The sequence below is a fragment of the Streptomyces globosus genome (genome assembly GCF_003325375.1).
Lineage (GTDB): Bacteria > Actinomycetota > Actinomycetes > Streptomycetales > Streptomycetaceae > Streptomyces > Streptomyces globosus_A.
Genome location: NZ_CP030862.1, coordinates 5,926,806 through 5,938,524 on the forward strand (window position 1 = coordinate 5,926,806; position 11,719 = coordinate 5,938,524).

Annotated in this window: 9 protein-coding genes, 1 tRNA gene and 1 pseudogene; 8 read left to right on the forward strand and 3 right to left on the reverse strand. The window is 76.0% G+C overall.

Going from position 1 to position 11,719, the window contains the following annotated elements; genetic code table 11:
- Positions 1 to 73: 73 nt before the first annotated feature.
- The 7 genes and pseudogenes from C0216_RS26315 (at position 74) to C0216_RS26345 (ending at position 6,372) form a co-directional block, all read left to right on the forward strand.
- Positions 74 to 910, forward strand: coding sequence for a phosphatase PAP2 family protein (locus C0216_RS26315; RefSeq protein WP_114057671.1), 837 nt, complete (start codon positions 74 to 76; stop codon positions 908 to 910).
- Entirely contained in the window at positions 849 to 2,045 is a 1,197-nt protein-coding gene (locus C0216_RS26320; RefSeq protein ID WP_114057672.1) for a hypothetical protein, read from the forward strand. Before C0216_RS26315 ends, C0216_RS26320 begins: the two co-directional genes overlap by 62 nt.
- Positions 2,033 to 3,607: a hypothetical protein gene (locus C0216_RS26325; RefSeq protein WP_114057673.1), complete on the forward strand. Its 1,575-nt coding sequence runs from the start codon at positions 2,033 to 2,035 to the stop codon at positions 3,605 to 3,607. The genes C0216_RS26320 and C0216_RS26325 overlap by 13 nt, the downstream gene beginning before the upstream one ends.
- Before the next feature lie 53 nt (positions 3,608 to 3,660).
- A complete protein-coding gene (locus C0216_RS26330; RefSeq protein ID WP_114058928.1) occupies positions 3,661 to 4,995 on the forward strand; it encodes an AAA domain-containing protein in 1,335 nt (444 codons plus the stop codon).
- Between the two features lie 233 nt (positions 4,996 to 5,228).
- The gene (locus C0216_RS26335; RefSeq protein ID WP_114057674.1) at positions 5,229 to 5,576 is read left to right on the forward strand and encodes a hypothetical protein; all 348 of its coding nucleotides are present in this window, start codon (positions 5,229 to 5,231) and stop codon (positions 5,574 to 5,576) included.
- Between the two features lie 146 nt (positions 5,577 to 5,722).
- A pseudogene (locus C0216_RS26340) lies at positions 5,723 to 6,308 on the forward strand (bifunctional DNA primase/polymerase).
- Positions 6,299 to 6,372, forward strand: a tRNA-Lys gene (locus C0216_RS26345). The pseudogene C0216_RS26340 and the gene C0216_RS26345 overlap by 10 nt, the downstream one beginning before the upstream one ends.
- Positions 6,373 to 6,445: 73 nt before the next feature.
- On the opposite strand, the gene C0216_RS26350 is transcribed toward C0216_RS26345, so the two are convergent.
- A complete protein-coding gene (locus tag C0216_RS26350) occupies positions 6,446 to 7,681 on the reverse strand; it encodes a M6 family metalloprotease domain-containing protein (RefSeq protein WP_114057675.1) in 1,236 nt (411 codons plus the stop codon).
- 345 nt (positions 7,682 to 8,026) lie between these two features.
- Here C0216_RS26350 and C0216_RS26355 point away from each other — a divergent pair, with 345 nt between their 5' ends.
- Positions 8,027 to 9,871 carry a putative bifunctional diguanylate cyclase/phosphodiesterase gene (locus C0216_RS26355; RefSeq protein ID WP_114057676.1) on the forward strand — a complete coding sequence of 615 codons (1,845 nt, stop codon included), beginning with the start codon at positions 8,027 to 8,029 and terminating at the stop codon, positions 9,869 to 9,871.
- 49 nt (positions 9,872 to 9,920) lie between these two features.
- Here the strand turns inward: C0216_RS26355 and C0216_RS34715 are convergent, their stop codons facing one another.
- Positions 9,921 to 10,757, reverse strand: a complete 837-nt coding sequence (locus C0216_RS34715; RefSeq protein WP_246042696.1) for a helix-turn-helix domain-containing protein — start codon at positions 10,755 to 10,757, stop codon at positions 9,921 to 9,923.
- Positions 10,754 to 11,593 (reverse strand): helix-turn-helix domain-containing protein, encoded by an 840-nt coding sequence (locus tag C0216_RS26365; protein ID WP_114057678.1) that lies wholly within the window; start codon positions 11,591 to 11,593, stop codon positions 10,754 to 10,756. The genes C0216_RS34715 and C0216_RS26365 overlap by 4 nt, the downstream gene beginning before the upstream one ends.
- Positions 11,594 to 11,719: the final 126 nt, after the last annotated feature.

The window sequence follows — 11,719 nt, forward strand, 5'->3', positions numbered from 1 at the left end:
TCGTATCGTCCGACCATCATCCATCACACCGGCACCAGGCAACCCGCGTACCCGAACACACGTCTTAGGCCGCATGACTGAAAGGCGGACGCCCGCACGCTGGTGGGCCGAACTGCTGCTCCTGGGGCTCCTCTACGGCGCGTACTCCGGCGGCAGACTCCTCGCCCGCGGCGACGTCGGACTCGCCGTCGGCCACGGGCTCGCCATCCTCCGCGCCGAGGACGCGCTGGGCATCGCCTTCGAGCGGCCCCTGAACCGGCTGCTCACCGGCCACGCCGCCCTCGGCGTCCCCGCCGACTTCGTCTACGCCTCCCTGCACTACCTCGTCACCCCGGCCGTGCTGGTCTGGCTCTACCGCCGCCGCCCGCACGCCTACACCGCCGCCCGCACCTGGCTCGCGGCCTCCACCCTCCTCGGCCTCGTCGGCTTCACCCTCCTGCCGACCTGCCCGCCCCGCCTGCTCGACCCCGCCTACGGCTTCACCGACACCATGGCGCAGTACAGCGCGTACGGCTGGTGGGGCGCCGAGGCCAGCGCCCCCCGCGGGATGGGCGGCCTGACCAACCAGTACGCGGCCATGCCCAGCCTGCACGTCGGATGGGCCCTGTGGTGCGGCGTCCTGCTGTGGCGGCACGGCCGGCGGCCGCTGCTGCGGGCACTCGGCGCCGCCTACCCCGCCCTCACCGTGCTGGTCGTCATGGGCACGGCCAACCACTACTTCCTCGACGCCGCCGCCGGGGCCGCCGTGATGGCAGCCGGGTACGCGATCGCCCGCCGACTGCCCTCCCGAACAGCGCATTTCGGCAGTACGCCCCCGATTGTCAGTGGCGGATGGGACACTTCCGCCCGTGAGCTCCTACCCGCACAGCGGCCCGCCCCAGACGACGACACTGCGGCAGCGGCTCGCTGACCTGCGCGGCCCGGCCGTGCCTCCCCGTCCGCTCGACGCCCGCGCGCTGGCGGCCCTCGCCGCCAACCCGGGCTGCGGCAGACGCGCCCTGCTGGACGGGGCCGGAGTCGACAAGACGGCACTGGCCGCGGCGCTCGGCTCACCCGCACCGTTCGGCCAGTCGCAGTTCGCGATCATCCGCGGGAACTCCTTCGAGGCCAAGGTCAAGGCCGACGGCGGGGCGGAGCTGCTCCGCCTGGTCCACCTCCACCTCGGGGCAGGCGCCGAACCGCCCCGCGCCGGCACCCCCGTCCCCGACCTCACCGCCGCCGGCCCCGAGGGCCGCGCCGCCCGCACCGCGCTCGCCCTGCGCGAGGCCACCGCCGCCGGCGCGTGGACCCTGCTGGACCACCCGATGCTGGCCCTGGAGGTCGCCGGGACCCCCGCCTACCTGGAGCCCGACGCCGTCGTCGTGCACCCCGACGGCCGCTGGACCGTCGTGGAGGTCAAGTCGTTCCCGCTGCTCGACGGCTCGGCCGACCCCGCCAAGGTCGGCGCCGCCGCCCGGCAGGCCGCCGTGTACGTCCTCGCCCTGGAGGGGACCGCCGCGAAGGTGGAGGCCGCCGAGGTCGGGCACACCGTGCTGCTCGTCTGCCCGAAGGACTTCTCCAACCAGCCCGCCGCCGCCCCCGTCGACGTACGCCGCGAGCGCGCGGTCACCCGCCGCCAGCTCGCCCGCCTCACCCGCGTCGAGGAGCTCGCCGCCACCCTCCCCGCCGGGCTCACCTTCGACCCGGCCCGGCCCGCCGCCGAACTCACCGAGGCCGTCTCCGCCGTCTCCGCCTCCTACGCCCCCGAATGCCTCTCCGCCTGCGAGCTCGCCTTCCACTGCCGGGAGCGGGCCCGCGCCGCCGGCGAGGCCACCGCCCTCGGCCGATCCGTCCGCGGTGAACTCGGCGGCTGCGCCACCGTCGCCCAGGCCCTCGACGCCGCCGCCGGCCGCGGCCCGGCCGACGACCCGACCGCCGCCGCCCTGCTCCAGGCGGCCCGGCTGCGCGCCGAGGCCCTCGCCGAGGCCGCGGACCGCGCCGCCGCCGGGGCCCTCGCCGCCGCGGAGACCGCCGAGGCCCCGGAGGAGGGCGCATGCCGCTGCTGAACACCCTCGCCCGCCTGGAGGCGGTCCGCGCGGGCCGGGCCCGCCCGCTGGCGACCGTCCGCCACCGGCACCTGTCCGAGCGCCCGCTCGTCCTCGTCCCGCTGACCACCGCGGGCGAGGCCGGCGCGCCCCTCGGCGCGCTCGTCGGCACCGACCGGGCCGCGCCCCGGCTGCTGGTCGTGCCCCAGCCCCGCGACCGCGACCTGCGCTGGTCCTTCCTCGCCGACCTCGCCGACGAGGTCCTGCCGTACGTCGAGTCGTACGCGGACGCCGTCGAGGAGGTGGAGCGCACCGAGACCGACCCGGAGACCGGCGTGCGCGGCAAGGTCTCCGCCGAGCTGTGCCTGGACGCGCCGCAGCTGGTCGTCCCCAGCCGGGCCGGCGTCGAGTACGTCCGCCTGCTGGGCCGGTCCATGCGGTTCCGCCGCACCGCCGAGGAGGACCCCGACAACCCGTACCCGGCGCCCGCCCGGGTCCCGCTGCTGGGCCGCTGGCTCACCCACCTCGGCGAGCGCGCCCGCGTCCCCGGCTCCTCCATGCTGCTCGCCGCGACGGAGGTGCTCGCCCGGCACTGGGCCACCGGCCAGAGCAACCTGGAGGACCAGCACCTGGGCGCCCTGCTCGCCTGGATCGACCCCCCGGAGGGCGAGTCCGGCGCCGCGGCCGCGCTCCGCGCCGAGTCCGGCCGCGACCGGCAGGGCCGCCTCCTGGTCCCGCCCGCCGGGCCCGCCACCGACCCGGCCTTCGACAACAGGCTGCTCGCCCCCGCCATGGCCCGGTACGACGCCGCCCGCGCCTCCGGCCGCCCGGCGCAGGCCGCCCGCGCCGCGGAGGAGGTCCGCGAGCTGGTCGCCGGGCAGATGCGCCCCACCTGGGACGCGGTGTGGCGGGCCCTGGACCTGCTGCACGGCCTGCCGCCCGCCGAGCGCGCCGAGGAGCGGTGGGTCCGCGACCGCTGGTCCTACACCGGCCACCGGGACCGGGTCCGGGCGGGCGAACCGCCGCAGCCGCGCCGCGACGACGCCGTCACCGCGGCGCAGAAGCTCGCCACACGGGAGACGGAGCAGGTGCGCCTCGACGCCCAGGAGGCCCTGGACGACCCGCTGGTCATGGCCGGCCGGCGGCTCGCCGGCGAGGCCTTCGCGGGCGAGGTCACCGAGGTCGTCATGGAGTGGACCGACTCCAGGCGGCCGAGCCCCCGCCCCCTGGTGACGGTGCTCACCGAGGACCGGCCGCAGCTCGCGGAGGAGGGCGGCCAGAAGGTGTACCGCTCGCTGGACGGGCGACCGCAGAGCGCGCAGTTCGTCCGCCGCGAGGAGGACGGCCGCCTGGTGCTGCGGCTGCTGGACAAGATGGGCCGCGGCCGCGAGCCGGAGCCCGGCTCGGTCCCGGAGAAGGGCGACCGGGTCTGCTGGACGCTGTTCGAGCACGACGCTCGGGGCGGCCCGAAGCTGCCCGACCCGGAGCAGACCCCGTGGACGCACGGCGGACCGCCCGGATCCGCGGCGGCCGAGGCCGCCGCCTGGCTGCCCGACGCCGTGACCGACGAGGACCTCCTGTGACCGCGAGCCCGATCCCCCGGCCCGGCCCCGACCCCGACCCTGCGCCCGACGCCGTGCCCGCCGCCTCCGACCCGGGCGCGGCCGCCGCCGCGGCGACCGCCGCGATCCTGCACGACACGCTGCACGGACCGGAGCGCGGCGTCGTCGTGGACTCCCCGCCCGGGGCCGGCAAGTCCACCCTCGTGGTCCGCGCCGCGCGCGAGCTCGCCGCGGCCGGCCGCCGCCTGATGATCGTCGCGCAGACGAACGCGCAGGTCGACGACCTGGTGCTGCGGCTCGCCGACAAGGACCCGGAGCTGCGGGTGGGCCGCCTGCACAGCAGCGACGCCGACGCCTACGACCCGGCGCTGCGCGACCTGCCGTCGGTCACCCTGTCGGCGAAGCCGGGCGACCTGGCAGAGCTGCCGGTCACCATCTCGACGGCGGCGAAGTGGGCGTACGTGAAGAACACCGAGCCCTGGGAGCACGCCATCGTCGACGAGGCCTACCAGATGCGCTCGGACGCACTGCTGGCCGTGGCCGGGCTGTTCGAGCGGGCCCTGTTCGTCGGCGACCCCGGACAGCTGGACCCGTTCAGCGTGGTCGGCGCCGAGCAGTGGGCGGGCCTGTCGTACGACCCCTCGGCCTCGGCGGTCAGCACGCTGCTGGCGCACAACCCGCAGCTGCCGCAGCACCGGCTGCCCGTGTCCTGGCGGCTCCCGGCAAGCGCCGCACCGCTGGTCTCGCGCGCCTTCTACCCGTACTCGCAGTTCCGCAGCGGCACCGGCCCGGGCGAGCGGAGGCTCTCGTACGGGGTCCCCTCCGACGGCTCCGGACCGGACCGGGTGCTGGACGAGGCCGCCGAGGCCGGCTGGGGCCTGCTGGAGCTGCCCGCCCGGCACACCCCGCGCACGGACCCGGAGGCGGTCCGGGCGGTGGCCCTGGTGGTCCGCCGCGCCCTGGACCGCGGAGCGGTCGCCCACGACGAGCACTCCCCCGACCCGGCCCCGCTCACCGCCGACCGGATCGCGGTGGGCACGGCGCACCGGGACCAGGCGGCCGCGGTGCGCGCCGCGCTGGCGGGGCTCGGAGTGGCAGGGGTGACGGTGGACACCGCGAACCGGCTCCAGGGCCGCGAGTACGACCTGACGGTCGTGCTGCACCCGCTGTCGGGGCGCCCCGACGCGACGGCCTTCCACCTGGAGACGGGCCGCCTGTGCGTGCTGGCCTCCCGGCACCGGCACGCCTGCGTGGTGGTGGCGCGGGCGGGCATCGCGGAACTGCTGGACGAGCACCCGTCGGCGGAACCGGTCCAGCTGGGCGTGACGGTGAAGTTCCCGGACGGCTGGGAGGCCAACCATGCGGTTCTGGCACACCTGGCCGAGCACCGCGTGGCCTGGCGGCCCTGACCGCCGCCCCGCCGCCCCTGCGCCGGACGGAGTCCGGCACGCCGCCGGAGGCGGCCGCCGAAAGCAGTCCGGACGGCTGGGAGGCCAACCATGCGGTTCTGGCACACCTGGCCGAGCACCGCGCGGCCTGGCGACCCCGACCGGGCAGGGGGCGGCCCTCTTGCGCGGGCGTTGGACAATGGAGGGTGGCCCGGCGCCCGGCCCGGTCCCGTACGCGCAGCAGGAGGAGACGCATGGCAGAGCCCGAGCGGACCGAGCGGAAGCTGCGGCCCGCGCCGCTGCTCTTCGAGCCGTCCGAGGCCGTCGCGGACCCGGAGCACTTCTTCGACCTGGAGTCGATCGAGGACCCGCGGGAGCTGCTGGCCCGGGCCACCGAGCTGACGCTGGCGTTCCGGGCGGCGGCGGAGCGGGCCATGGAGTTCCAGGCGGTCGCGGCGGCCCAGCTGGCCGATCCGCGGCGGTTCGACCGGCTGGACCCGGCGCTGATCGCGTCCGAGGCGGAGTGGACCGAGGACTACGCCCTGAAGATGATCGAGTTCGGGGAGACCCTCCAGCGGGGCGGCGGCCCCGGCCGCGGATAGCCGGACGGGCGGGCGCGGCGGCCGGCCGCGCAGGGGGGACGGTCCGGTGGCATATGCGGGGCGCAAGATAGCGCAGCCGATGCCGCCGTGTCCCGGTTTTCCGTAACTCCTGGAAACCGCTCCGCCACCGACGGTAGATCATTGCCATGACGACGCTGACGACGGCCTCCGCTTCCGCCTGTCCCGACCGGGACTCCCGTACGGCCACCCAGGTCACGGCGCAGGGCGCCGCCTGGCTCGCCTCGGCATCGGCCCGGCCGGAGGACACCCTGGAGGCGTGGCAGGCCCGGCCCTGGGCGCCCGCGGTGCTGCCCTGCGGCACCTCCTTCGACGTCGTCAACGTCCCGTCGGTCCTCGGCCGCCGCATGCTGGACCTGCTGTGGTCGGAGGGGCCGGGCAGCGGGCCCGTCGCCGTGCACCGGGGGCGGGTGCTGCTGTTCGCCGCCACGGGGACCGCGCACCGGCTGCCGGCGCTGCTGGCCTGGGAGGAGTGGGGGAACCCGGTACCGGCGCCGCTGTGCCACGGCCTCGGCGACGCGGTGGGCGTGCCCCCGCTGGACGCGGCGCCCGGCCCGTCGCGCTGGCTCGTCGCCCCCGACACACGCCGCCCGTGGCTGCCGGGGCCGGAGGCGCTGCTGTGGGCGTACGTGCGCGCGGCCCGAGCTGCGGATATCGATTTTTCCTTCCGGGCCTCCTCCTGCTAATGTCTTCCTCGTCAGCAAGCGCCGCTAGCTCAGTTGGTTAGAGCAGCTGACTCTTAATCAGCGGGTCCGGGGTTCGAGTCCCTGGCGGCGCACAGACGGAGGAAGGCCCCCCACGCGAGTGGGGGGCCTTCTTCGTTGTCCGGCCCCGGTCGGGCCCCGCCGGCCTCAGGTGGTGATCTTGACGGTGTAGGCGCCCGAGGCGGTCCGGTCGGCGACCTCGATCCTGATCCGCTCGCCGGGCACGGTGAACGACTCGCCGACCTCCAGCGGCGCGTCCGCCAGCGGCGGGTACACCGAGCGGTCCCAGCAGGCCTCGGTGTCCGGGTGCCCGTCCAGGACCTCGATCGGCCCGCCGCCCGAGGGCGCCTCGTTGCGCACCCGGTAGACCAGGACGCCCTCCGTGCAGGTGTCCCCGTCGTTGCCGGCGGAGCCCCGCGCCTCGACGGCGACGGCGCTGCCGGGGCCCGTGCGGATCACGGCGAGCCGGGTGCCGCCGGAGGACCCGGGGGCCGGGGCGACCCCGACCGGCTGGAGGGTGTGCAGGGAGGAGCCGGACTGCACGCAGTCCACCTGCGAGGCGTCCAGCCAGCCGAGCTTCCACTTGTGCCAGGCGAACAGGTCGGGGGACATCCCGAACTGGCTGCCCATGACGTCCCAGTCCCCGACGTGGGTGTCCCAGTCGCCCTTGCCGTCGCTCGGCCGGTGGTAGAGGTCGGGCAGGTCGAAGACGTGCCCCGTCTCGTGGGCGAGGACGTTGCGGTCCGGGGGGTGCCGCTCGAAGACGGTGACGATCCGCCGCAGGTCGGTGCCGTCGGCGCGGATCGGCCGGTCGAAGTTGACGACCTTGGTGGCGTCCGAGTCGACGCCCGGCGCGTCCGGGTCGGCGACGAAGTAGACGACGTCGTACCGCGAGAAGTCGATCTCCCGGTCGGCGGCCGTCACCGCGTCCCGCAGGTACGCGGCCCGGTCGGCGGGCGCCCAGTCGCGCTGTATCCCGTACGCCGTGGACGGCCTCGGCATGGGGATCCACCGCTCCTGCGGGTGCGCGACCAGGCGGAAGCGGCCGTAGGAGGCCCGGTCGAAGAAGTCGCTGGTGGCGGGGAAGTGGTCGGCGGCGAGCTCCTCCGGGGCCAGCCCGGGCCGGTGGTCGGGGAAGGACAGGAAGACCATGACCGCGTCCAGGCTGCGGACCGGACGCGGGTAGGCGCCGTTCCAGGTGTCGAGGCCGAGGGAGTGGTGGGCCGCCGTGCGGGCGAGGGCGCACGGTCCGGCGCCGGAGACGGCGGCGGCCGGCCCGGCGACGAGGGACATGGCGGCGAGCGCGGACAGGGAGGTGAGCGCCGCCGCCGCGCTGCGCAGGCGGGAGCGGTCCACTCCCCCGGGTGTCTGCTGTCGCCGCACATCGACCTCCGGTGGTGAGTTTCGTACGCTCTCGTCCCACACTGAGTCGATTGTCTTACTAACGCCCTGTTCCGGTGCCCCACACGAGTGAGAGGCGTGGCAAGCCGGTGACCTACGCGTTCACTCTCTTGCCTACGGAACGTCACGTTCGATCACGCGGGGCCGGAACCTGTAGCCAGTCGCTCACACCTGCACAGAAACGATCTCCCAGGGGCCGCCGACGGGCCGTCAGCACGCGGAAGCGGAGCCCCCCACACGGCGACGCCGCTGGATAGGGCCGTACGGCTGCCTCTATGATCGGCACACTTTCCTGCGCGGACACACACGAGCACTGCGGGAGCCACGGTGAGCGGCACCTCTGACGAAACCGGTTCGGCAGCCGACAGCATCCGATCGGCCATTACGGAGCGTCACCCTTCAGTGCCTGTCATGTCCTCGGCGCCGGGGCGGGCCGAGTCCGAACAGCGCGACTACCGGGCAGCGTTCAACGCCGCGCACCTCGCGATGGCCGTCGTCGACCGCGGCGGGCAGGTCGTCGCCGCGAACCCGGCGCTGGCCTCCCTGCTGGGCGCGGAGCCGCACGCCCTGGTCCGCCGGCGCGCCGCCGACCTCGTCGACCTCGGCGCGGAGGCCCGTACCTGGCAGGCGTACCAGGAGGTGCTGCGCGGCCGGCAGGCCCGGCTGCGCTGCACGCGCCGCCTCAAGCACCCGGACGGGCACTCGCTGTGGACGGAGGTCACCCTCGGCCCGGTGCCCGGCACCCGCGACGTCCTGCTGTCCGTCGCCGACATCAGCGACCGCCGCGACCTCCAGGCCCGGCTGCGGCACCTGCAGATGCACGACCCGGTGACGCGGCTGCCCAACCGGGCCCTGTTCTTCGAACGGCTCTCCGCTGCCCTGGAGTCCTCCTCGTACGAGCACGGCGGCACCGGCCGGATCGGCCTGTGCTACCTGGACCTGGACGGCTTCAAGGCCGTCAACGACACCCTCGGGCACCGGGTCGGCGACCGGCTGCTGACGGCGGTCGCGGCCCGGCTCACGCAGTGCGCCGACCAGTCCGGGTACGGGCGGACCGGCGGGCACCTGGTGGCCCGGCTCGGCGGCGACGAGTTCGCACTGCTGGTGGAGGACTCGACCGGCACCGAGCAGCTCGCGGACCTGGCCCGCAGCGTCCTCGCCGCGATCCAGGAGCCGTTCGACCTGGCGGGGCAGCGGCTGTCGGTGTCGGCGTCGATCGGCGTCGTGGAGCGGGCCGCGGAGGGGACCTCGGCGACCGGGCTGATGCAGGCCGCGGACACGACGCTGTACTGGGCGAAGGCCGACGGCAAGGCCCGCTGGACCCTCTTCGACCCCGAGCGCAACGCCCACCGCATGACCCGGCAGGCCCTCAGCTCCACGCTCCGGCCCGCGGTGGAGCGCGGCGAGTTCGAGGTGGAGTACCAGCCGCTGGTGGACCTGGAGAGCGGCACGGTGCGCGGGGTGGAGGCGCTGGTGCGCTGGAACCACCCGCAGTTCGGCAACCTGACGCCGAATCGGTTCATCGGCATCGCCGAAGAGGACGGCTCGATCGTCCAGTTGGGCCGCTGGGTGCTGCGGACCGCCTGCCGGCAGGCGCGGCGCTGGCAGATCGAGCACCCCAGTGACAGCCCGGTCTTCGTGTCCGTGAACGTCGCCGTCCGGCAGGTCTGGGACTCGGACCTGGTGGGCGACGTCGCCGGGATCCTCGCCGAGACCGGGCTGGCGCCACAGCTGCTCCAGCTGGAGCTCACCGAGTCCGCGGTGATGGGCTCGGCCGGGCGGCCGCTGCAGGCGCTCCAGGCGCTCAGCGACATGGGCGTGCGGATCGCCATCGACGACTTCGGGACCGGGTACTCGAACCTGGCCTACCTGAGCCGGCTGCCGGTGTCGGTGCTGAAACTGGACGGGTCCTTCGTACGCGGCTTCCGCTACGAGGACGGGACACACCCGAACCCGGCGGACGAGACCATCGTCGAGGCCCTCGTCCAGCTCGCGCACCGGCTGGGCCTCACGGTCACCGCGGAGTGCGTGGAGACCGCCGGGCAGGCGGCCCGGCTGCGGCGCGTCGGCTGCGACACCGGGCAGGGGTGGCTGTACTCGCGGGCCGTCGCGCCCGAGCGGATCGCGGAGATGATCGGTACCCGCCCGGGCGCGGGCCGCGACCGCAACTGACGCGGGGGTGCGGGGGCGCAGGGCGGGCCCGGTTCCCCGGCCCGCCCGGTCAGGGGAAGCAGACGCGGGCGTCCTCGGGGGCGCCGGCCGGCAGGACGCACATGCGGGCCCCGGCCGGGCCCTCGGCCGCCGGGGCCATCGGTGTGGACACGTAGTTCCCCACGTCCCGCTCCGCCATGACCAGCACCTGCGGCTGCGCGAAGTCCGGCAGGGACAGCTCGACGCGGTCGCCCGCCGCCAGGCCGGACGCCCGCACCCACACCGCCTGGCACATCCCGCCGTGCCGCAGCTCCAGGTGCCGCCCGCCCGCCGCGTCGGCGGCGTGGACGGTGTCGACCATCCCCGCGCCCCCGCAGCCCATCCGCGTCGGGTCCTGGCCCACGCAGGACTGCGCCGCGCAGCCCGGGTTCCGGATCGGCTTCTCCTCCGGTCCTGCGGAGGCCCGCTCCGGTTCCGGGCCGCGCAGGGCGAGCAGGGCCGCGCCCGCCGCGAGGGCCGCCGCGCACACCGCCCCGGCCGCGGCGGCCGCCGGACGCCACCGCCGGGCGGGCGGGGCAGACGGCCCGGCCGCCGGGGCAGGCGCGGCTTCGGCGGGGGCGGTGTCGCCCGGCGCGGCGGGAGCGGGCCCCGCGGGCCGGGACCGGCCGCTCCAGGCGCTGTCGGCGAGCTCCCACAGCGCCAGCAGCCGGGCGGGCGGCTCGTGCGCGACGGCGCACAGCGCCTCCACTGCCTTGCGGGGCGGCGGCTGCTTGCCGTTGAGGTACCGCTCCCACGACGACTTGCTGTACGGGGTGCGCCGGGCCAGCGCCGCGAGGCTCAGCCCCGTCCGCTCGCGCAGCCGCCGCAGCTCGGCGGCGAGCTGCCCGCACTCCGTGTCCGTGATCACTTCCGCAGCTCCCCCCAGGTCTTGGGGCCGACGATGCCGTCCGCGACGAGCCCGCGCGCCTTCTGGAACCGCGTCGCCGCGTCCTTCGTCGCCTGGTCGTACAGCCCCTCGGTGCTGCCCGGGTCGAAGCCGTGCTCGCGCAGCAGGCACTGGACCTCGACGACGTCGAAGCCGGTGCTGTTGGTGTCCAGCAGGATGGTGCGGCTCGTGCCGTGCCCGGCCCGCAGCTCCGCGCCCTCCCGCTTCACCTCGCACGGGTACGCCACGCCGCGCCGGTAGCCGGACTTGCCGCCCGCCGCCGCGTCGGCCGTCTGCACGGCCCCCGCCGCCTCCCCTCCGCCCGTCCAGGCTCCGCCGGCCAGCAGGCCCGCCGTGAAGGCCACTGCCGCGGTGGCGGCGATCCCGGCCAGGAACCACCCCGCGGACACCGTCCGCCCGCGCCGGTCCCCCGGCTGCCCGCCGTCGCCGTCGCCCTGCGGGGGTGCGGCGTCCGGAGATGCGGGCGCGGCCTCCTGCGCCGGGGCGGCCTCCTGCTCCTCCGGGGCCTTCGGGGCGGCCGCGCCCGCCGCGGGCTGCCGCGCCCTCACCGCCACGTCGTGCAGCACCGTCAGCCGGGTCGGCTCCGTCCCGCACACCCGTGCCAGCTGCTCGACCGCCTCCCGCGGCACGGGCTGCTTGCCGTTGAGGTACCGCTCCCACGAGGAGCGGCTGTAGGCGGTCTTGGCCGCCAGCGCGGCCAGGCTCAGACCACTGTGGTCCTTCAGCCGCCGCAACTCCGCGACGAGCCGGCGCTCCCGGCTGTCGAGTGCGGCGGGCAGTTCTTTCCAACGCGCCACTGGTCGTTCCCCCCTGTTCCCCCCCCAGCATCGGGCCGCCCCGACCCGGCTTCCAGGTCCGGACCACGGGTTGGCGGGAACCGTTCGGGTCCCCGCCGTCCCGCCTGCGCATCCCGCGGAGGGGCA

Excerpts from the sequence above, each read along its gene's own strand:
- C0216_RS26315 (WP_114057671.1), top strand. The coding sequence starts at position 74 with ATGACTGAAAGGCGGACGCCCGCACGCTGGTGGGCCGAACTGCTGCTC.
- C0216_RS26335 (WP_114057674.1), top strand. The coding sequence starts at position 5,229 with ATGGCAGAGCCCGAGCGGACCGAGCGGAAGCTGCGGCCCGCGCCGCTG.
- C0216_RS26325 (WP_114057673.1), top strand. The coding sequence starts at position 2,033 with ATGCCGCTGCTGAACACCCTCGCCCGCCTGGAGGCGGTCCGCGCGGGC.